Annotated in this window: 20 protein-coding genes; 17 read left to right on the top strand and 3 right to left on the bottom strand. The window is 64.9% G+C overall.

Annotated elements, in window-relative coordinates:
• Nucleotides 1-13: 13 nt before the first annotated feature.
• The 4 genes from ruvB (at nucleotide 14) to NLM32_RS38865 (ending at nucleotide 3180) form a co-directional block, all read left to right on the top strand.
• On the top strand, nucleotides 14-1048 hold the full coding sequence (ruvB, locus tag NLM32_RS38880) for a Holliday junction branch migration DNA helicase RuvB (protein WP_256568640.1): 1035 nt from the start codon (nucleotides 14-16) through the stop codon (nucleotides 1046-1048).
• A gap of 129 nt (nucleotides 1049-1177) precedes the next feature.
• Nucleotides 1178-2101 carry a metallophosphoesterase gene (locus NLM32_RS38875; protein WP_254133956.1) on the top strand — a complete coding sequence of 308 codons (924 nt, stop codon included), beginning with the start codon at nucleotides 1178-1180 and terminating at the stop codon, nucleotides 2099-2101.
• Nucleotides 2102-2168: 67 nt separating this feature from the next.
• The gene (ybgC, locus tag NLM32_RS38870; RefSeq protein WP_254133955.1) at nucleotides 2169-2618 is read left to right on the top strand and encodes a tol-pal system-associated acyl-CoA thioesterase; all 450 of its coding nucleotides are present in this window, start codon (nucleotides 2169-2171) and stop codon (nucleotides 2616-2618) included.
• 94 nt (nucleotides 2619-2712) lie between these two features.
• Nucleotides 2713-3180: a nuclear transport factor 2 family protein gene (locus tag NLM32_RS38865; protein WP_254133954.1), complete on the top strand. Its 468-nt coding sequence runs from the start codon at nucleotides 2713-2715 to the stop codon at nucleotides 3178-3180.
• Nucleotides 3181-3288: 108 nt separating this feature from the next.
• Here the strand turns inward: NLM32_RS38865 and NLM32_RS38860 are convergent, their stop codons facing one another.
• Both NLM32_RS38860 and NLM32_RS38855 read right to left on the bottom strand, forming a co-directional pair.
• Entirely contained in the window at nucleotides 3289-4008 is a 720-nt protein-coding gene (locus tag NLM32_RS38860) for a type 1 glutamine amidotransferase (RefSeq protein ID WP_254133953.1), read from the bottom strand.
• Between the two features lie 28 nt (nucleotides 4009-4036).
• Nucleotides 4037-4963: a LysR family transcriptional regulator gene (locus NLM32_RS38855; protein ID WP_254133952.1), complete on the bottom strand. Its 927-nt coding sequence runs from the start codon at nucleotides 4961-4963 to the stop codon at nucleotides 4037-4039.
• A gap of 151 nt (nucleotides 4964-5114) precedes the next feature.
• Between NLM32_RS38855 and NLM32_RS38850 the strand changes: the two genes are divergently transcribed.
• From NLM32_RS38850 to NLM32_RS38810, 9 genes are read left to right on the top strand one after another with little or no spacing between them, the layout of a single operon-like run.
• Nucleotides 5115-6071 (top strand): N-carbamoyl-D-amino-acid hydrolase, encoded by a 957-nt coding sequence (locus NLM32_RS38850; RefSeq protein WP_256568334.1) that lies wholly within the window; start codon nucleotides 5115-5117, stop codon nucleotides 6069-6071.
• A gap of 32 nt (nucleotides 6072-6103) precedes the next feature.
• Nucleotides 6104-6931: an ABC transporter substrate-binding protein gene (locus NLM32_RS38845; RefSeq protein ID WP_254133951.1), complete on the top strand. Its 828-nt coding sequence runs from the start codon at nucleotides 6104-6106 to the stop codon at nucleotides 6929-6931.
• Entirely contained in the window at nucleotides 6928-7785 is an 858-nt protein-coding gene (locus tag NLM32_RS38840) for an amino acid ABC transporter permease (protein WP_254133950.1), read from the top strand. The genes NLM32_RS38845 and NLM32_RS38840 overlap by 4 nt, the downstream gene beginning before the upstream one ends.
• Nucleotides 7782-8546, top strand: coding sequence for an amino acid ABC transporter ATP-binding protein (locus NLM32_RS38835; protein WP_254133949.1), 765 nt, complete (start codon nucleotides 7782-7784; stop codon nucleotides 8544-8546). Before NLM32_RS38840 ends, NLM32_RS38835 begins: the two co-directional genes overlap by 4 nt.
• Before the next feature lie 15 nt (nucleotides 8547-8561).
• Nucleotides 8562-9392, top strand: a complete 831-nt coding sequence (locus NLM32_RS38830) for an ABC transporter substrate-binding protein (RefSeq protein WP_254133948.1) — start codon at nucleotides 8562-8564, stop codon at nucleotides 9390-9392.
• Nucleotides 9379-10263 (top strand): polysaccharide deacetylase, encoded by an 885-nt coding sequence (locus NLM32_RS38825; protein ID WP_254133947.1) that lies wholly within the window; start codon nucleotides 9379-9381, stop codon nucleotides 10261-10263. Before NLM32_RS38830 ends, NLM32_RS38825 begins: the two co-directional genes overlap by 14 nt.
• 8 nt (nucleotides 10264-10271) lie before the next feature.
• Entirely contained in the window at nucleotides 10272-10928 is a 657-nt protein-coding gene (locus tag NLM32_RS38820; protein WP_254133946.1) for an aspartate/glutamate racemase family protein, read from the top strand.
• Between the two features lie 22 nt (nucleotides 10929-10950).
• A complete protein-coding gene (locus NLM32_RS38815) occupies nucleotides 10951-12534 on the top strand; it encodes an ABC transporter substrate-binding protein (protein WP_254133945.1) in 1584 nt (527 codons plus the stop codon).
• On the top strand, nucleotides 12531-13904 hold the full coding sequence (locus tag NLM32_RS38810) for an amidohydrolase family protein (protein WP_254133944.1): 1374 nt from the start codon (nucleotides 12531-12533) through the stop codon (nucleotides 13902-13904). Before NLM32_RS38815 ends, NLM32_RS38810 begins: the two co-directional genes overlap by 4 nt.
• On the opposite strand, the gene NLM32_RS38805 is transcribed toward NLM32_RS38810, so the two are convergent.
• Complete coding sequence (locus tag NLM32_RS38805) at nucleotides 13901-14800, bottom strand: LysR substrate-binding domain-containing protein (protein ID WP_254133943.1); 900 nt, start codon at nucleotides 14798-14800, stop codon at nucleotides 13901-13903. The genes NLM32_RS38810 and NLM32_RS38805 overlap by 4 nt on opposite strands.
• Nucleotides 14801-15075: 275 nt before the next feature.
• Between NLM32_RS38805 and NLM32_RS38800 the strand changes: the two genes are divergently transcribed.
• From NLM32_RS38800 to NLM32_RS38785, 4 genes are read left to right on the top strand one after another with little or no spacing between them, the layout of a single operon-like run.
• Nucleotides 15076-16113, top strand: coding sequence for an ABC transporter substrate-binding protein (locus NLM32_RS38800; protein ID WP_254133942.1), 1038 nt, complete (start codon nucleotides 15076-15078; stop codon nucleotides 16111-16113).
• 27 nt (nucleotides 16114-16140) lie between these two features.
• Entirely contained in the window at nucleotides 16141-17181 is a 1041-nt protein-coding gene (locus NLM32_RS38795) for an ABC transporter ATP-binding protein (protein ID WP_254133941.1), read from the top strand.
• Nucleotides 17178-18053, top strand: coding sequence for an ABC transporter permease (locus NLM32_RS38790; protein WP_254133940.1), 876 nt, complete (start codon nucleotides 17178-17180; stop codon nucleotides 18051-18053). Before NLM32_RS38795 ends, NLM32_RS38790 begins: the two co-directional genes overlap by 4 nt.
• Complete coding sequence (locus NLM32_RS38785) at nucleotides 18050-18856, top strand: ABC transporter permease (RefSeq protein WP_254133939.1); 807 nt, start codon at nucleotides 18050-18052, stop codon at nucleotides 18854-18856. The genes NLM32_RS38790 and NLM32_RS38785 overlap by 4 nt, the downstream gene beginning before the upstream one ends.
• Nucleotides 18857-18864 lie beyond the last annotated feature (8 nt).

The following is an 18864-nucleotide window of genomic DNA, read 5'->3' as shown; positions in this document are numbered from 1 at the left end:
CAAGGCCAACCGCATGGTTTCGCCCGAACGCCGCAGCGATGACGTCGGCGACACCGCGCTGCGTCCGCAATCGCTGTCCGACTTCGTCGGACAGCAGCAGGCGCGCAAGAATCTCTCGATCTTCATCGAGGCGGCGCGCAAGCGTGGCGAGGCGCTGGATCACGTGCTGTTCGTCGGTCCGCCCGGCCTCGGCAAGACCACGCTGGCGCAGATCGTGGCGAAAGAGCTTGGCGTCGGCTTTCGCGCCACCTCAGGCCCCGTGATTGCCAAGGCCGGCGATCTCGCCGCGCTCCTGACCAATCTCGAAGAGCGCGACGTGCTCTTCATCGACGAGATCCATCGCCTCAGCCCGGCGGTCGAGGAGGTGCTCTATCCCGCGATGGAGGACTTTCAGCTCGACCTCATCATCGGCGAGGGGCCGGCGGCGCGTTCGGTCAAGATCGAGCTGTCGAAGTTCACGCTGGTCGGCGCCACCACACGCGCAGGTCTGCTGACCAACCCCTTGCGCGATCGCTTCGGCATTCCGGTCCGCCTCAACTTCTATACGATCGAGGAGCTGGAGAGCATCGTCACCCGCGGCGCGCGCGTGCTCAATGTCGGCATGAGCGCCGATGGCGCCAACGAGATCGCGCGCCGTGCCCGCGGTACGCCGCGCATCGCTGGCCGCCTGTTGCGTCGTGTGCGCGATTTTGCCTCGGCCGCCAATGCCGACAAGATCGACCGCAAGATTGCCGACCATGCGCTTAGTGCGCTCGAGGTCGACGCGGCCGGCCTCGATGCGATGGACCGTCGCTATCTCACGACCATCGCGATGAACTACGGCGGTGGCCCGGTCGGCGTCGAGACGATGGCGGCGGCGCTGTCGGAGCCGCGCGATGCGATCGAGGACATCATCGAGCCGTATCTCATTCAGTGCGGCTACCTCCAGCGCACGCCGCGTGGCCGCCTGCTCACCTCCCACGCCTTCCGCCATCTCGGTATCGCCGAGCCATCGCGCGATGCGGCAGCCCAGTTCGGCCTGTTCGGCACCGACGAAAACGACGATTGATCTCGCGCAGACGCGCAGCGTCCCGGTGTCATGAACTTCCGGTAATCTCGTGCAGACGATCTGCACAAGCGCACCCCAATTCCGCTCAAATCCGACCGCATCAAGCAAGTGCATCAGAAGCGGACTTCCATGATCAATCGGCGTCATCTTATCCGTTCCATCGGCGGTCTCTCCGCCCTCGGCGTCTCGACCGCCGCTTATGGCGTCGGCGTCGAGCCGGTGTTGCGGCTGCGCGTGACGCGCTATCATCCAAAGCCGCGGCAATGGCCGACGGATTTTCCGCTGAAGATCGCCGTCATCGCCGACATCCATGCCTGCGATCCCTGGATGTCGCTGGACCGGATCGAGGCCATCGTCGAGCGGACCAACGCGCTGAACGCCGACCTCATCGTGCTGCTCGGCGACTATGTCGCCGGTCATCACCATGTCACGCGCATCATCCCGGCCAGCGAATGGGCGGGGGTGCTGAGCGGTCTCAAGGCGCCGCTCGGTATTCATGCGGTCATGGGCAACCACGACTATTGGGACGACAAGATCGTGCAGCGGGCCGGGCGCGGGCCGACGGTCGCCCACCGTGCGCTGGAAGCGGCTGGCATCCCCGTCTACGAGAACGACGTCGTGCGTCTCACCAAGGATGGGCGCCCGTTCTGGCTCGCCGGCCTCGGCGATCAACTCGCCTATGCGCCGTCGCAGCGCTACGGACGCGCTCAGCGTTTCGGTGCTGACGATCTCACCGCGACGCTCGCAAAGGTCACGGACGACGCCCCAATCGTCCTGCTCGCGCATGAGCCCTATATCGCGACGCGCGTGCCCGCGCGTGTCGCGCTCCAGCTGTCCGGTCACACCCATGGTGGTCAGATCCGCCTGTTCGGCTGGTCGCCGGCGCTTCCGCAGCAGCGCGGCGTTCCACTCGTCTACGGCCATCTCCGGCTGAAGTGCGATGTCATCATCTCCGGCGGCCTCGGCTGCAGCATCATGCCGGTCCGCGTCGGTGTGCCGCCCGAGATCGTCGAGGTGACGCTGGGGCGGGCGCCGGTGGCAACTGTGTCCTAGCCGGCTTGCGCAGCCGGCCGTTTTTGCGCAAAACGGGCCGGTAGCGACAAGTGAAGAGGCTCGCGACGTGACAGCTCATCTCGACGGCGAGATCCGCGACGGCCGCCACCACATGCAGGTCCGCGTCTACTACGAGGACACGGATTTCTCGGGCATCGTCTATCATGCCAATTACCTGCGCTACATGGAGCGCGGGCGCACCAATCATCTGCGGCTGATGGGTGCCGAGCAGCAGGCGCTGTTCGATCAACCCGAGACCGAAGGCGCGGGCTTTGCCTTCGTCGTGCGCTCGATGCATCTGGATTTTCTCAAACCTGCACGGATGGACGACGTGCTCGATGTCGTGACCTGGCCGGTTGCGGTGAAGGGTGCTTCCATCATGCTGGCGCAGGAGGTGCGGCGCGGTACGGACGTGCTGGTCAAGGCCGAGGTGCGCGTCGCTTTCATCAGCGGCGGCCGGGCGCAACCGATCCCGAAATCGATCCGCGCTCTGATGAAGGCCGATTTGATTTCCTGATCGCCCGATAAGTGATCGGCCGACAGGTCACGGCCTATCGACTCCGTCAAATGCAGCGATAGATTGCGCCTCCAAACCAACCGATGAGGCCATCATGTCGCGCCCGCCGCTTCCGCCCTTCACCCGTGAGACCGCCGCGCAAAAGGCGCGCATGGCCGAGGACGCCTGGAATTCGCGCGATCCGGTGAAAGTCTCGCTCGCCTATACCGAGGACAGCCGCTGGCGCAATCGCTCGGAAGTGTTTCAGGGCCGCGAGGCCATCGTCGCATTCCTGACCCGCAAATGGGAGAAGGAGCAGGAGTATCGCCTGATCAAGGATCTCTGGGCCTTCGACGAGAACCGCATCGCGGTGCGCTTCCGGTATGAATGGCACGACGCGAGCGGCCAGTGGTATCGCTCCTACGGCAACGAGCAGTGGGAGTTCGACGAACACGGCCTGATGCGGCGGCGCGAGGCCTCGATCAACGACATCATGATTGCGGAGAAGGATCGCCGGTTCCACTGGGCCGCGCCCGGGCCGCGGCCGGCGGATGTGCCGGGGCTGGGAACGGATCCGTTCTGAGCTCTCACCCCTCATGGTGAGGAGCCGCGACGCGGCGTCTCGAACCATGCAGGCCCCGCCGCTGCAGCGGGGGCCTCGATCCTTCGAGACGCGGCCTTCGGCCGCTCCTCAGGATGAGGGGGCAGATTTGCGCGCGAGGAACCGCGTAATCGCTCCACCAAGCTTCGCGTTGTCCATCGGCTGCGCCAGCGAATCCCTTGCCGTTGCCACGACATCATCCGGCGCTTTGCCGTCGCGCAATTCGCAGCACACTTGCGCGAACTCCACGTCGAACTCCGGATGCGGCTGTACGGTCAGCGTTGCGCCATTGGCGTAGAGCAGGCCGGCATGCGGGGTAAACTCCGACGAGAGGATCGTGAGCGCGTCGTTTGGCGCCTCGATCACCTGGTCCTGATGCGAGCAGGCGATGGCGACGGCCTCGCCCTCGACGACGCCGTTCTCCGGCAGCACCTGATAGACGTGCCGGCCGATGCCCCAGCCCTTCTCGGATTTGCGCACGGTGCCGCCGAGCGCCTGTGCGATCAGCTGATGGCCGAAGCAGATGCCCACCATCGGCGTCTTGTTGGCGTAAGCGCTGCGCACGAAATCTTCCAGCGGTGCGATCCAGTCGAGCCCGTCATAGACGCCGGCGGCAGCACCGGTGATCAGCACGGCCTCGAGCTTGCCCGGATCGGGCAGCGCATCGCCATTCGGGATGCTGACGACGTCAACCGTAGCCGTCGGATCCTCGGCGTGGACCATGCGCTCGAACATGTCCGGAAACGAGCCGTGCTGTTCGCGATATTTTGGCGGAACCTGTCCGGTCTCGATGATGGTGATGCGTGCCATGTGCCCCTCAGGTCAAAGATTGCGAAGCTCAGTCGCTTCCTGCCCCATGTTGCTGGTGTGGCGCTGTGCGCTCCAACTGCGCACTCTCCTTGCGGATCTCGGCGAGAAACGCCTTGGCCAGACGCGACAGCGGCTCGGCTTCCGACCATAGCATGTAGGCGACCGCGCGCGTCGTCGGCGTGAACGGCCGGACCACGAGGCCGTGGCCACCGTTCTGGCGCGGCGAGAAGGGATCGACCACGGCGGCGCCGACGCCTGCGGCCGCGAGCACGCAGGCCGTATTGCAATAGCGCACCTCGACTGTCGGCTGGAACGACGCGCCGGCGCGGGCAAAGCTGTCGCGCACGGCTTCGCCGAGCCGCGTGCCGCGCTCGAGCCCGATGAAGGGGAGGCCGGACAGATCCGCGGCCGAGATCACCGGCTTGTCGGCAAGCGGATGCTGTGGCGGCAGCACGCAGACCATCTCGCCGGTGTGCACCACTTCATGCGCGATGCCGGGATGATGGGTCAACCCGAGCGCGAAGCCGAGCTCGGCGACGCGGCTCAGCACGCCCTCGATGATGCCCTCATAGCGCCTGACGTCGAAGAACACGCGTGTCTCCGGACGCCGGCGCAGGAAGCCGGATAGCGCGGAGGGAATGATGCTGTAGGCGAGCGGCGGCGTTGCCACGATGGCAAGATGTCCGGCGCGGTTCTCGCGCAGATCGCGGACGCGGTTCTCGAGCTTGGCGTGCAGCGCAAAAATCGCTTCGCTCTCCTTGTAGAGCGCCATCGCTTCCGCGGTCGGAAACAGCCGGTTGTTGACGCGCTCGAACAGCGCAAAGCCGGCCTGCGCCTCCATCGTCTTCAGCGCATTGCTGACCGCGGGCTGCGACAGTGCCAGCTCGTCGGCCGCCGCCACCGTGGTGCGATGGCGGATGACGGCACGCAGGATCTCGAGCTGGCGCAGGTTCATATCACTGCCGATTATACTCTGGGCCAAAACATCATAGCACGATGAATTGCTTTTGCAGCCCTCCTTGCGCCTAATGGTCGCGGATTTGCATGCTGGATCAAAGGGTTCATTCGCCCATTGAGGCAGCATTGCGCACAGATTGGAGGCAGTCTTGGTTCGTGTCCTTCGCGCCGCCGCAGCCCAGATGGGGCCGACGCAGAAAGCCGATACGCGCGAGCATACGCTATCGCGAATGCTTGCCATGCTGGAGGAAGCGGCGAGCCGCGGCGCCAGCCTCGTGGTGTTTCCCGAGCTGGCCTTCACCACCTTCTTTCCGCGCTGGCTCCTGGAGGGCGATGCGCTCGACCACTATTTCGAGCACGGCATGCCGAACCCGGCCGTGGCAAAACTGTTCGATCGTGCGCGTGCGCTGCGCGTCGGCTTCTATGTCGGCTATGCCGAGTTGACCGCCGAAGGCCGCCGTTACAATTGCGCCATCCTGGTCGATCGCGACGGCGAGATTCTCGGCCGCTATCGCAAGGTGCATCTGCCGGGCTCGGTCGAACCACGCGAGGGCGCGCGCTACCAGCAGCTCGAGAAGCGCTATTTCGAATATGGCGACCTCGGCTTTCCCGCGTTCCGTGCCGGCTCGGCATGGGCGCATGCGATCATGGGCATGATGATCTGCAACGATCGCCGCTGGCCGGAATCCTGGCGCGTGCTCGGCCTGCAAGGCGTCGAGCTCGTCTGCATCGGCTACAATTCCGCCGCCTATGATCCCAATGGCGGCAGCACTGAAGACGCGTCCTTGCGCACCTTCCACTCGACGCTGGTGACGCAGGCCAATGCCTACATGAACGCGACCTGGGCGATCTCGGTCGCCAAGGCCGGTGACGAGGACGGCTCGGGCCTGATCGGCGGCTCCTGCATCGTCGATCCCAACGGGCGCATCGTCGCGCAGGCCGCGACCCTGACCGACGAGGTGATCGTCGCCGATCTGGACCTCGATCTCTGCCGTCAGGGCAAGGACAAGATGTTCAATTTCGCCGCCCACCGGCGGCCCGAGCAATACAGGGTGATCACCGAGCGCGCCGGCGTCATCGAGCCGGCCGTGCTCGACGCGGACTGACGATCTGGCACGGCGCTGGCAAAGGAGCTGACATGATACGCCTCTCGCTTTCTCTCGGTTTCGCAGCGCTGGCTGCCGTGATGTCTGCGCAATCCGCGGAGCTTCCGGCGGAGATCAAGCAGGCCGGCACGCTCAAGCTCACGGTCAATTCCACCTACGCGCCGATGGAATACCGTGATCCCGCCAGCAACGAGCTGGTCGGGCTCGACATCGACCTCGCGAACGAACTCGCCAAGCGGCTCGGTGGCCTCAAGATCGTCTGGAGCGAGACACCCTTCGCCGAGCTGATTCCCTCGCTCCAGACCAAGCGTGCCGATTTCATCATCTCCGGCATCTCCGATCGTGCCTCGCGACGCGAGAGCGCCGATTTCGTCGATTACCTCACGACCGGCCCGCAGTTCTTCGTGATGGCGGACAGTGCGGCCAAGGACGCGACCGATCTCTGCGGCAAGAAGGTCGGCACCACCCGCAGCACCAGCTTTCCGGTCGAGATCGAGAAGTGGAGCAAGCAGAATTGCGAGGCGGGCGGCAAGCCAGCCATCCAATATGTGCCGGGCGAGAACTCGATCGACGTTCGCAACCAGCTCAAGCAGGGCCGCATCGACGCTGCCGTACAGGGCAGCGAGACGTTGCCTTATGCGCAGACGCAGGAGCCGGGCAAGTACCGCGTCGTCGGCGAGTCCTTCGCGAAGGGCTATCAAGGCATCATGTTCCGCAAGGACGATGCCGCGCTCCGTGAAGTCGTGACGGAGAAACTCACCGTGATGATCGCGGATGGTTCCTACAAGGCAGTTCTCGACAAATGGGGTCTGGGTGCGAATGCGGTGACCCAGCCCATGCTGAACGCGGCACCGCAATGAAGGCGGCCCCGGCACTCGCGGAAGGTTTTCCCGATCTGTCGGGAATGCGGATCGCACGCGAGCCGCACTGGTTTCGCTGGCTCAGCGCAGCCCTGATCGTCCTGGTGCTGGCGGCGATCGCGCGAGCCTTCGCCAATGGCCAGATCGAATGGTCCTATGTCAGCCGCTTCATCACCGCAAAAGTGATCCTTGAGGGCATCGTCAACACCATGGTGATGGCCGTGCTGGCGATGGCGCTCGGCATCTTTCTCGGTATCGTCGTCGCGATCATGCGGTTGTCACCGAACCCGGTGCTGAAGACGGTGGCGGCCGGCTACACCTGGCTGTTCCGCGGCACGCCGCTGATTCTGCAACTGCTGCTGTGGTTCAATCTCGCGCTGGTGTTTCCGACCATCGGCATTCCCGGCCTGTGGTCCGCGCGCGCCGTCGACGTCATGACGCCGTTTCTCGCGGCGCTGCTTGGGCTCGGCATCAACCAGGGCGCCTACACCTCCGAAGTCATGCGCGCCGGCATGCTGTCGGTCGACATCGGGCAATATGAGGCGGCGCAGGCGATCGGCATGGGACGGCTGCGGGCGCTGCGCCGGATCATTTTGCCACAGGCGATGCGCGTCGTGATCCCGCCGCTCGGCAACGAGTTCATCGGCATGGTGAAGGCGACCTCGCTTGCGAGCGTCATCCAGTATCCGGAAGTGCTGCATAACGCCGAAAACATCTATTACGCCAATTCCCGCGTGATCGAGCTGCTGATCGTCGCCGGGCTCTGGTATCTGCTCGTCGTCTCGATCCTGACGCCGCTCCAGATGCTGCTCGAACGCCGTTTTGCACGCGGCACCATGCGGTTGGCGCGATGACAAAACCCCTCGTCGCGATCCGCTCGGTGAGCAAGAGTTTTGGAGAGTTTCAGGCTCTCAAGAACGTCTCGCTCGACGTCTGGCCCGGCGAGGTGATGTGCCTGATCGGCGCCTCCGGCTCTGGCAAAACCACGCTGCTTCGCTGCATCAACCAGCTCGCTGTCATCGATAGCGGCGGCATCTGGCTCGATGGCGAATTGCTAGGCGTGCGCGAGCAAAGCGGGCGGTTGCATCGCCTCAGCGAGAACGAGATCGGGCGGCAGCGGCTGAAGACCGGCATGGTGTTCCAGCGCTTCAACCTGTTTCCGCACAAAACCGCGCTGGAGAACATCACCGAAGGCCCGCTGCAGGTGCAGGGCCGCAAGGCCGACGAGGTCCGCGCCGAGGCGATCGAGCTGCTGCGGCGCGTTGGGCTCTCGGCGAAGGCCAATTCGTATCCCGCGCAACTCTCGGGCGGCCAGCAGCAACGCGTCGCGATTGCGCGGGCGCTCGCGATGAAGCCGATGCTGATGCTGTTCGACGAGCCGACCAGCGCGCTCGATCCCGAGCTCGTCGGCGAAGTGCTCGCGGTGATGAAGGAGCTGGCGAAGAGCGGCATGACCATGATGGTGGTGACGCACGAGCTCGGCTTTGCCCGCGAGGTCGCCGACCGCGTCGTCTACATGGACCAGGGCGCGATCGTCGAACAGGGCCGCGCGTCCGAAGTGCTGGGCGCGCCGCGCGAAGAGCGCACCAAGGCATTTCTTTCGGCTGTGATCTGAAATGGGGGCGTATTGATGAAAAGACTTTTCGTTGCGGCGGCGCTTTTCGGTGCCATGAGCGTCTCGGCGCTTGGTACTAAGGCTTGGGCGATCGAGCTGCCGCCTGACATCGCCAAGCGCGGCAGCCTCAAGGTGGCGCTGGTGCCGAACTATCCGCCGATGGAGTTCCGCGATCCCGCGACCAACGCGCTGTCGGGCTTCGACATCGATCTCGGCGAGGCGCTCGGGCGCAAGCTCGGCGTCAAGATCGAATGGACCGAAACCAGCTTTGCCGAGTTCATGCCGTCGATTTCGACGGGGCGGGTGGACGCCATCCTGTCCGGCTTCACCGACTATGCGAGCCGGCACGACATTGCCTCCTTCGTCGACTATTTGCGCAGCGGCCCAAAATTCTTCGTGCAGCAGTCCCGTGCGTCCGAGTTCAAGGACATGGCTGCACTGTGCGGAAAGAAGGTCGGCGCCAGCCGCCGGACCATGTTTCCGGCCGAGATCGACAAGTGGAGCCAGAAGAACTGCGGCAGCAACCCGATCCAGTTCGTCGGCACGGATGGCTCGGCAGATGCGCGCACGCAGCTCAGGCAGGGCCGCATCGACGCCGCCGTGCAGGGCAACGAGACGCTGCCCTATGTGATGGATCTCGAGCCGGGCACCTATGCGCCGGTCGGCGATCCCTTCGCAACGCAGTTCACCGGCATTGCGCTGCCGGTCAAGGAAAAGGCACTCCAGCAGGCAATGCTGGAGGCGGTCGACGCGCTGATCGCCGACGGCACCTACAAGACCCTGCTTGCCAAGTGGAAACTGACAGACAACGCACTCGAAAAGGCGACCATCAATGCTGGACAGTAAGGCCCTCCAGAGCATTCCGCTCACCCCGGCCAACACCGCGGATCCCGCACCGGAATATCCCTGGCCGAAGCCGTACACATCGGCGATGTTCCTGTCCTTCGACGTCGACGCGGAAAGCGCGTGGACCAGCAAGGACGCCGTGCACGCCCAGCGGCTCATCACCATGAGCTATGGCGGCTACGAGGCGCGCGTCGGCACGCCAAAGCTGCTGGAGCTGCTCGATCAGCTCGATCTCAAGGCGACGTTCTTCGTCACGGGCTGGTCAGTCGATGCGCATCCGGCGATGGCGGAGTCGATCCTCAATGCCGGCCACGAGATCGGCCATCACGGCTATCATCATCTCCTGCCGGATCCCGGCGATCCCTGGATCGAGGAAGAGCTGGAGCGCGGCTTCGAGGCGCTGAAGCGTCGGCTCGGCGTCAAGCCGACCGGCTATCGGGCGCCATACGGCGAATTCACCGAGGAGCTGCGCGCAGCACTCGTGCGTCGCGGCATCGTCTACACCTCCTCGTTCCGCGATGACGTGCGGCCTTATCGGCATCGCCTCGCTGACGGCAAGCCCGGCACGATCGAGCTGCCGGTGACGGCGAGCTATGACGACTGGATGCACGGCCTGTCGGCGCGCTTCAGCCCGCGTTCGATCTTCCCCAAGGAGCACGTGCTCTCGATCTGGAAGGACGAGCTCGACGAAACCAGGGACTGGGGTGCTATGGTGACGACCGTGCTGCATCCGCAATGCAGCGGCCGTCCGATGCGGCTGCGCCTGCTGCGCGAGTTCCTGACCTACGCAAAATCGTGCCCGGACGTCTGGATCACCACCGGCGAGAAGATCGCTGAGAACTTCCTGCGCCACGAGGCCGCCAACCGTTGAGGAGTGCCATGACCCGTCGCCGCATCCTCGTCATCAATCCCAACTCCTCGGCGTCGGTGACGACGGCGATCGACGATGCGGTCGCGCCGCTGCGGATATCAGGCGGGCCTGAGATCGAGGTGGTCGGTCTTGCCGAGGGACCGCCAAGCATCAGCTCGCAGCGCGATTCCGACAGCGTCGTGATGCCGCTGGTCGCTCGCGTCACGCGCGATGATGCGGATGCCTTCGTGCTCGCCTGCTTCAGCGATCCCGGCCTGCATGCGGTCCGCGAGGCGGCCGGTGGACGCCCCGTGATGGGCATCGCCGAATGCGGGATCTTTCGTGCGCTGATGCTGGGCGAACGCTATGGCGTGATCGCGCTGTCGCCGTCGAGCATCCGCCGCCAGCAGCGCATGGCGCGGGTGATGGGCGTCGACAGCCGCTATGCCGGAAGCTGGTCGGTCGGCGCAAGCGCGGCCGAAACGGCAAGCGCCGACATCCGCGGCCGGTTGATCGACGCTGGTCGTGCGCTGGTCACGCACTATCGCGCCGATGTCGTGGTGATGGGTTGTGCCGGCATGGCCTCGCATCGCGCGGCGATTGCGGAGGCGATCGGCGTGCCCGTGATCGAACCGGCGCAGCAGGCGGTCGCGGCTGCGATCGGCGCGGTGTTGTTGAATACGTAAGATCCTTCAGGAGCTTCTTGGAATGCCCATCTCTCGCCGTTCGCTCCTCAAGGCTGCCGCAACGGTGCCGGCGCTTTCGTTGCCGGGCATCGTCCGCGCCGAATCCCAGAGCACGCTGCGCTTCATTCCCGTCATCGATCTCGCCTTCGTTGATCCGATCTACTCGACTGCGCAGGTGTCGCGAAACCATGGCTTCATGGTCTACGACACGCTCTATGGCATGAGCTCCTCGCTCCAGGTCTCGCCGCAGATGCTGTCGGGCCATGCGATCTCGGGCGACCAGCTGCAGTGGGACCTTAGCTTACGTGACGGCTTGTTCTGGCACGACGGCGAGCGCGTGCTTGCCCGCGATTGCGTCGCCAGCATTCGCCGCTGGGCGGCGCGCGACGGTTTTGGCGGCGAGCTGATGGAGGCGACTGCCGAATTGTCGGCGGCGGACGATCGCACCATCCGCTTTCGCCTCAAGCGTCCGTTTCCGCTGCTGCCGCAGGCGCTGGGCAAGGCCGCGATCAATCCCTGCTTCATGATGCCGGAGCGGCTGGCGAGCCAGGACCCGTTCAAGCCGCTGACCGACGTCATCGGCAGCGGTCCGTTCCGCTATCTCGCCGACGAGCGCGTGCAGGGCGCCCGCAACGCCTACGCCAAATTCGAGCGCTATCAGCCGCGCACCGACGGCAAGCCGGATTGGACGGCGGGACCCAAGATCGTGCATTACGACCGCGTGGTCTGGACCACCACGCCCGACGCCGGCACCGGTGTTGCCGCGCTCCAGACCGGCGAGCAGGACTGGCAGGAGACCACGCCGCACGATCTGCTGCCGATCATCAAGGCCGCGGGCGACATCGAGACGCGCATCCTCGATCCCAGAGGCTACGCCTGCATGCTGCGCCTCAATCATTTGCAGCCGCCGTTCGATAATCCGGCCGTCCGCCGTGCCTTGCTCGGCACCATCGACCAGTCCGCCTTCATGACGGCCGTCGCCGGCACCGATCCGGCGTTCCAGGTCTCGCCGATCGGCTTCTTCGCACCTGATACGCCGATGGCCAACGACGTCGGGCTCGACGTGTTCCGCGGCCCGCGCAACTACGACAAGGTCAAGGCCGACCTGAAGGCCGCCGGCTACAATGGCGAGAAGATCGTGGTACTGGTCCCCACCAACTCGCTGGCACAGAAGCCGCTCGGCGAGATCGCGGTCGATAGTTTGCGCAAGGCCGGCATGAATGTCGAATATGCCGGGCTCGACTTTGCCGTCGTCTTGCAGCGCCAGTTGAAGAAGGATCCGATCGGGCAGGGCGGCTGGAGTGCGGCAGTCGGCAACTGGCAGGGCATCGACTGGCTCAACCCGGCCGGCAACACCAACATCCGCGGCGAAGGCAAGGTCGCCGGCTGGTATGCGAGCGAGAAGATGGGACCCTTGCGCAGCCAGTGGCTGGCGGCGTCCGAGCTCGCGGAGCAGCAGCGCATCTGCCGCGAGATCCAGGCAGTCGCCTTCGAGGAAATCCCCTATATTCCGATCGGCCTGTACAAGCAGCCGACCGCCTATCGCAAAGACATCACCGGCATTCTCGACGGCACCGCCGTCTTCTGGAACGTACGCCCCGCATGAGCACCACGGCAATTTTCGGCAGCTATGTGCTGTCACGCAAGGACGGCGCGCAGGATGTGCTGCGCGATCATTGGGTTCTGGTCGAAGGCAAGAAGATCGCGGCGGTCACCCGCGACAGGCCGCGCGCCGATCAGGTCTACGATCGTCCCGGCCGCTTCGTGTTGCCGGGCCTACTGAACCTGCATAATCACTGCTTCTCCGAGGCCGTCGCGCGCAGCCACAGCGAGGACGGCAACGGCCGCAAGAACAACCAGAGCATCGTCTATACGGTGCTGCTGCCACTGACCAAGCGCGGGGCGGAGATTCTATCGGCCGAGGAGCGACTGGCGGTCGCGCGGCTCGGTATCCTCCAGCTCCTCAAGGGCGGCGCCACCACGGTGATGGAGCCGTTTCGCAATTCGATCCCCGAGATGTTCGACGCCGCCGAGGAGATGGGCATCCGCTTTTACGGCGCGCCCTATCTGTTCGCGACATCGGACGCGAAAGCTGGCGCCGACGGCGTAGTCCGCTATTCCGGTGACGACGGCACGGCCGACATGGCGACATGGGATGCGCTCTATCAGCGCTGGAACAATCGCGGCGACGGCCGCATCAGCCTCGCCATGAGCCCACACGCCACCGATACCTGCGGCCCCGATCTGCTGAAGGCCTGCGCTACGCGGGCGCGCGAACTCGGGGTTCCCATCACGACGCACATGGCGCAGAGCCGCGCCGAGGTCGAGACCATCGGCAAGCGCTATGGCGGCCGCACGCCGGCGGAATATCTGGAGTGGCTCGGCCTGCTCGCGCCCGATCTGATGGCGGCGCACTGCATGTTCAGCAGCGACGATGATCTGAAGCTGATGGCCGCGCGCGGCATGACTGTCCTCAATTGCCCGCGCGTCTTCGCGCGCGCCGGCGTGACCGCGGCGTTCAGCCGCTTCGCGGAGCACGGCGTGCGCACCGTGGTCGGCACCGACGGCTACAACATGGACCTGCTCGGCGAGCTCAATGCGGCGTCGCTGATCTCAAAGGTGACCTCGCAGCGCGCCGATGTCGCGAACTCGCCGGAACTGATCGAGGCGAATACGGCGGTGGCCGCCGACGTCATCAAGCGACCGGACCTCGGCCGCATCGAGCCAGGCGCCACCGCCGATCTCACCGTCGTCGATCTCACCCATCCGCATCTTCAGCCGCTGTTCGATCCGCGCCGCGCACTGATCGCGCTCGCCAACCGCGCCAATATCGATCAGGTCATGGTCGACGGCCGCATGCTGGTCGATGCGGGCCGCTATCTCGGCGCTGATGAGGCCGCGATCACGGCGGCAGGCACCGCCGCGATCGGCAAGATCTGGGACTTGCCGGAGGCACAGGCGGCATTCAACGGCTAGCTCTCGAAGTCGACGAGCGACTTGCGCATGGTCTCGACCAGATCGAGCGCGACCGGCGAGGGGCTGCGCTGGGCGGGAAAGACCGCGGAGAACTCAAAATCGATGCGCGGCAGGAAGCGGCGCACGACGACGCCGCGGGTGGAGAATTCCTGCGCCGTGAAGGGATCGCAGATCGCGACCCCAAGCCCCGACGACACCATGCCGCACATGATCTCGGATAGCGCGGTCTCCACGCGCAGCACGCGGCGAACATCGTGGCGGTGGAAGAGCTGGTCGACGAGATGCCGGCTCGACGATCCCGCGGACAGCGAGATGAACGTCTCGCCTTCGAAGTCGCGTGGCTCCAGGACTTCCTTCTCCACGAGGCGATGACCCGTCGGCAGCACCGCGACGCGGGCCGGCGCGGGCAATTTCATGGTTGGTAGGCCTGAGTGCGCGATCGGCACCTCGGCAAAGCCGACGTCGCATTGGTTGTTCAGCACCCAGTCGACCACGATCGGCGAGATCACGCCGAAGAACGCCAGGTTGAGATTTGGCCGCTCCTTCAGGAAGTGTCCTGTCAGCCGCGGCAGATAACCGTTCGACAGCGCCGGCAATGCTGCGATCCGCAGCGAGCCGGTGCGGCGGCCGCGGATTTCCTCGGCAGCGGCGGTGATGCGTTCGAGGCCGACGAACGAACGTTCCACCTCGGTATAGAGCGCCATCGCTGCCGCGGTCGGCACCAGGCCAGTGCCGCGCCGCTCGAACAGCTCCATTTTCAGCAGCGCCTGGAGGTCGCGCAGCAAGCGGCTGACCGCCGGTTGCGTCACCGTCATCAGCGCCGCCGCCTCGGTGACGCTGCCGGTCAGCATCGTTGCCCGGAAGGCCTCCACCTGCCGCGAATTGATCCGCGCCATCCCAGTTTCCATTCATAACATTTAGGCATGCAGACGGTGCCATTATTCATTGGACGATGGAAGCCTGGGTTTGCAATCTTTTTGATCAGGACTGGAGACAGCCCGCTTTTTCGGCACCTTGGAGGCATTGAAACCTCCAAATCGCGCCTAAACCCGCTGAGCAGGGGCCGGAGCCCTGCTTCCAAAGGGGATCGGCGCGGAAGGAAATGCGGAAGGCGCTTCAGCCAGGGATTTGTCGGCACGTCACCTCATTCCGGTATTGGAGATCGGTCCACATGAAGACTTTTCGCCTTCTGACCGCGGTCAGCATCGCAGCGCTCATCGCCGTCCCGACGGCCGTCTCGGCCCAGCAGAAAACGCTCTATGTCGCCGGCTACGGCGGCTCGTTCGAGAAGACGATCCGGGACGAGGTGATCCCGACCTTCGAGAAGGAGAACGGCGTCAAGGTCGAGTATGTCGCCGGCAACTCCACCGACACGTTGGCGAAGCTGCAGGCGCAGAAGGGCAATCAGCAGATCGACGTCGCCATCGTCGATGACGGTCCGATGTACCAGGCGATCCAGCTCGGCTTCTGCGGCAAGCTCGACGGACTGCCGGCCGCCGATCTCTACGACACCGCGCGCTTCAAGGATGATCGCGCCGTTGCGATCGGCATCGTCGCGACCGGCCTGATGTACAACACCAAGGTGTTCGCCGAGAAAGGCTGGGCGCCGCCGACCTCGTGGAATGACCTGAAGGACACGAAATACGCCAAGCAGCTGGTCATTCCGCCGATCAACAACACCTATGGCCTCGAAGCGCTGGTGATGTTGTCGAAGATGAATGGCGGCGGCGAGTCCAACGTGGACTCGGGCTTCAAGATCTTCAAGGAGCAGATCAATCCGAACGTGCTCGCCTATGAGCCGTCGCCGGGCAAGATGACCGAGCTGTTCCAGTCCGGCCAGGCCGTGATCGCGGTGTGGGGCACCGGCCGCGTGCAGAGCTTTGCCAATACCGGCTTCCCCGTCGATTTCGTGTACCCGAAGGAAGGCGCGGCAACGCTGCTGACGACGGCTTGTCCGATCGCGAAGCCCAACGCCTCGCCGCTGGCATCGAGCTTCGTGAAGAAGCTGCTCGATCCAAAAATCCAGCTCGTGATGCTGAAGGACTATGGCTACGGCCCGGTGCTGAAATCGCTGGTGGTGCCGCCGGAGCTCGGCAAGATGGCCCCGGTCGGCGAGCGCGCGGCAAAACTTTATAATCCGGACTGGACCACCATCAACGAGAAGCGTGAGGAGTGGACCAAGCGCTGGAACCGCGAGGTCGAGCGCTGATCTGATCGTTCGTAGCGGAGACAGCTCATGGCCTATCTCGAGCTCGATCGGGTCGCCAAACAGTTCGGCGCGCAGACTGTGGTCGATGACTTCAGTCTGGCGGTCGGCAAGGGGGAGTTCATCTCCTTCCTTGGCCCCTCCGGCTGCGGCAAGACCACGACATTGCAGATGATCGCGGGCTTCCTTGACCCCACGCGCGGCGCAATCCGGCTCGAGGACAAGGACCTGACCGCGATCCATCCGGCCAAGCGCGGACTCGGCATCGTGTTCCAGAGCTACGCGCTGTTTCCGCACATGACCGCGGCGGAGAACGTCGCCTTCGGCCTCGAGATGCGCAACGCCCCGCGCAACGAGCGAGCCGAGCGCGTCCGCGCCGCGCTCGCGATGGTGGGCCTCGCCGGTTACGAGGATCGCCATCCGCGCCGGATGTCCGGTGGCCAGCAGCAGCGCGTCGCACTGGCGCGCGCGCTGGTGATCAAGCCGAGCGTGCTGCTGCTCGACGAACCGCTGTCCAATCTCGACGCCAAGCTGCGCGAGGAGATGCAGATCGAGCTGCGCCAGATCCAGCGCACCATCGGCACAACGACGATCCTCGTCACGCATGACCAGAACGAAGCGATGTCGCTGTCCGACCGCATCGTGGTGATGAGCCAGGGCAAGATCGAGCAGATCGGCACGCCGCAGGAAACCTATGAGAAGCCGGCCTCGGCGTTCGTCTCGCAGTTTCTGGGCAAGACCAACGATTTTGCCGGGACCATCGATCGGACTGCGACCCCGGCGCGGTTGGTGGCCGGTTCCTGGAGCGCGCCGGCGCCTGCCGGCTTGAGCGGCCCCGTCACCGTCAGCATTCGCCCCGAACGCATCGGCTTCGGCGATGCCGGCCTCAGCGCAAAGATCGTCACGCGCATCTTCCAGGGCAATTACTGGCTGTTCCAGTGCGACAGCGAATGCGGTCCGGCGATCGTGATCCGTCAGAATGACGGTCAACCGCAGCCGGCTGAAGGCGAGGCCGTTCGCCTCACCTGGCGGCCGGAGGACATGAGCGTGCGTGCGAGGACCGTCGCATGAGCGCGGCCGCCGAGGAGCGCAGCGCGCGTGCCCCATGGGCGCTGACGGCGCCCGCCCTGATGCTGTTCGTCGGCGTGCTGCTGATTCCGCTGGCGATGACCGTGATGCTGTCGTTCCACGATTGGGGCCAGTACAAGGGCATCGAGCCGGTCTTCATCCTGAAGAACTGGCAGGAGATCGCGACTGATCCCTATTACGCCGAGATGTTCTGGCGCACGTTCCGGATCGCGATCCTGACCACGTTGCTCACCGCTCTGCTCGGCGCACCTGAAGCCTACATCCTCAACCGGATGAGCGGCCGCTGGAAGAGCTTTTTCCTGCTGGTCATTCTCGGGCCGCTGCTGATCTCCGTGGTGGCGCGCACGCTCGGCTGGGCGCTGCTGTTCGGCGGCAACAACGGCCTCGTCAACAAGCTGCTGATGTCGCTCGGTGCAATCCGCTCACCCATTCCCTTCATGTTCACCGAGACCGGCATGGTCGTCGCGCTCGCGCATGTGATGATGCCGTTCATGGTGCTGTCGGTCTGGGCCGCGCTGCAGCGGCTCGATCCGCAGATCGAGAATGCCGCGATGTCGCTCGGCGCGGGACCCGTGACCATCATCCGCCGCATCATCATGCCGCAGATCATGCCGGGTGTGCTGTCGGGCGCGATCATCGTGTTCTCGCTCTCGGCCAGCGCCTTCGCGACCCCCGCGATCATCGGCGGCCGCAGGCTGAAGGTCGCGGCGACGCTTGCCTATGACGAATTCCTCAACACGCTGAATTGGCCGCTGGGAGCGGCGGTCGCAACGCTGCTGCTGGTGGCGCTGGTGCTGATCGTCGTCGGCAGCAACGCGCTGATCGAACGCCGCTATGCGGAGGTGTTCCGATGAGACGGAACGGGCCGCTGGCGCTGATCTTCCACACCATCTTCGTTATCGTGATGGTGGCGCCGATCCTGGTGGTCTGCCTCGTTGCCTTCACGCCCGAGGGTTTTCTGTCGCTGCCGACCAACGGCTTCTCGCTGCGTTGGTTCAGGGCGATCGGCAATTATCCCGAGTTCATCCATGCCTTCTGGGTCAGCCTCGGGCTTGGAGCGCTATCGTCCTTCGTGGCGCTGCTGTTTGCGGTGCCGGCGGCGCTCGCGATCGCGCGCTATCGTTTCCGTGGGCGCGATGCGCTGGCGGCGCTGTTCCTGTCGCCGCTGATGATCCCGCATGTCGTGCTCGGCATCGCCTTCCTGCGCTTTTTCACCTCGGCCGGCCTCGGCGGCAGTTTTGCCGCGCTGATCATCGCGCACGTCATCATCGTGTTTCCGTTCGCGCTGCGGCTGACGCTGGCGGCTGCGACCGGCATGGATCGCACGGTCGAGATGGCCGCGGTGTCGCTCGGCGCCGGCGGCTGGACGCTTTTCCGCCGCGTGACGCTGCCGCTGATCCTGCCCGGCGTCATCAGCGGCTGGGCGCTCGCCTTCATCCAGTCGTTCGACGATCTCACCATGACCGTCTTTCTCGCAGCACCCGGCACTGAGACGTTGCCCGTGCGCATGTTCCTTTATATCCAGGACAACATCGATCCACTGGTGACGTCGGTCTCGGCCTGCGTGATCGCTGTGACCATGACCGCCCTCATTCTGCTCGACCGCTTCTACGGGCTCGACCGTGTGCTCGCCGGCAAGGGCGATACGGGACGATAGGAGAATCT

This window comes from Bradyrhizobium sp. CCGUVB14, assembly GCF_024199935.1.
In the GTDB taxonomy this organism is placed as follows: Bacteria; Pseudomonadota; Alphaproteobacteria; order Rhizobiales; family Xanthobacteraceae; genus Bradyrhizobium.
This window is presented reverse-complemented; position numbering and strand designations above follow the sequence as displayed.

What these genes read in the sequence shown, in the direction of transcription:
- NLM32_RS38840 (WP_254133950.1), top strand. Translation starts at nt 6,928, where the DNA reads ATGAAGGCGGCCCCGGCACTCGCGGAAGGTTTTCCCGATCTGTCGGGA.
- NLM32_RS38800 (WP_254133942.1), top strand. Translation starts at nt 15,076, where the DNA reads ATGAAGACTTTTCGCCTTCTGACCGCGGTCAGCATCGCAGCGCTCATC.
- NLM32_RS38805 (WP_254133943.1), bottom strand. Translation starts at nt 14,800, where the DNA reads ATGGCGCGGATCAATTCGCGGCAGGTGGAGGCCTTCCGGGCAACGATG.
- NLM32_RS38810 (WP_254133944.1), top strand. Translation starts at nt 12,531, where the DNA reads ATGAGCACCACGGCAATTTTCGGCAGCTATGTGCTGTCACGCAAGGAC.
- NLM32_RS38855 (WP_254133952.1), bottom strand. Translation starts at nt 4,963, where the DNA reads ATGAACCTGCGCCAGCTCGAGATCCTGCGTGCCGTCATCCGCCATCGC.
- NLM32_RS38875 (WP_254133956.1), top strand. Translation starts at nt 1,178, where the DNA reads ATGATCAATCGGCGTCATCTTATCCGTTCCATCGGCGGTCTCTCCGCC.
- NLM32_RS38845 (WP_254133951.1), top strand. Translation starts at nt 6,104, where the DNA reads ATGATACGCCTCTCGCTTTCTCTCGGTTTCGCAGCGCTGGCTGCCGTG.
- NLM32_RS38835 (WP_254133949.1), top strand. Translation starts at nt 7,782, where the DNA reads ATGACAAAACCCCTCGTCGCGATCCGCTCGGTGAGCAAGAGTTTTGGA.
- NLM32_RS38820 (WP_254133946.1), top strand. Translation starts at nt 10,272, where the DNA reads ATGACCCGTCGCCGCATCCTCGTCATCAATCCCAACTCCTCGGCGTCG.
- NLM32_RS38825 (WP_254133947.1), top strand. Translation starts at nt 9,379, where the DNA reads ATGCTGGACAGTAAGGCCCTCCAGAGCATTCCGCTCACCCCGGCCAAC.
- NLM32_RS38790 (WP_254133940.1), top strand. Translation starts at nt 17,178, where the DNA reads ATGAGCGCGGCCGCCGAGGAGCGCAGCGCGCGTGCCCCATGGGCGCTG.
- NLM32_RS38815 (WP_254133945.1), top strand. Translation starts at nt 10,951, where the DNA reads ATGCCCATCTCTCGCCGTTCGCTCCTCAAGGCTGCCGCAACGGTGCCG.
- NLM32_RS38865 (WP_254133954.1), top strand. Translation starts at nt 2,713, where the DNA reads ATGTCGCGCCCGCCGCTTCCGCCCTTCACCCGTGAGACCGCCGCGCAA.
- NLM32_RS38830 (WP_254133948.1), top strand. Translation starts at nt 8,562, where the DNA reads ATGAAAAGACTTTTCGTTGCGGCGGCGCTTTTCGGTGCCATGAGCGTC.
- ruvB (WP_256568640.1), top strand. Translation starts at nt 14, where the DNA reads ATGGTTTCGCCCGAACGCCGCAGCGATGACGTCGGCGACACCGCGCTG.
- NLM32_RS38860 (WP_254133953.1), bottom strand. Translation starts at nt 4,008, where the DNA reads ATGGCACGCATCACCATCATCGAGACCGGACAGGTTCCGCCAAAATAT.
- NLM32_RS38785 (WP_254133939.1), top strand. Translation starts at nt 18,050, where the DNA reads ATGAGACGGAACGGGCCGCTGGCGCTGATCTTCCACACCATCTTCGTT.
- NLM32_RS38795 (WP_254133941.1), top strand. Translation starts at nt 16,141, where the DNA reads ATGGCCTATCTCGAGCTCGATCGGGTCGCCAAACAGTTCGGCGCGCAG.